We start from the raw sequence: 258 nt of genomic DNA, 5'->3' as shown, positions 1-258 counted from the left end.
GTGGCGCGGGCTCGCGCTACCAGGCAAAGCGCGAGATCCGCTCGTTCTGGTATCCCACCTGGCTCGCGCAGCCCGCGGCCCTCGTGCCCGACAGCCGCGTGCTCGACGCGCCGGCCGACGGCCTGGGTGTCGAAGAAACGCTGAAGATTGCAGCCGCATACGACCTCGTCATCATCCACACGAGCACGCCGTCGTTCCCGACCGACGCGCTCTTCTGCGAAGACCTCAAGAAGCGCAAGCCGTCGATCGTCATCGGTC

1 pseudogene is annotated in these 258 nt (G+C 67.1%); it reads left to right on the top strand.

Going from position 1 to position 258, the window contains the following annotated elements:
* Positions 1-258: pseudogene (locus AB4Y43_RS40610) on the top strand (hopanoid biosynthesis associated radical SAM protein HpnJ); the annotation flags it as partial.

This window comes from Paraburkholderia sp. BR10872 (assembly GCF_040965835.1).
Taxonomy (GTDB): Bacteria; Pseudomonadota; Gammaproteobacteria; order Burkholderiales; family Burkholderiaceae; genus Paraburkholderia; species Paraburkholderia nodosa_A.
This window is presented reverse-complemented; position numbering and strand designations above follow the sequence as displayed.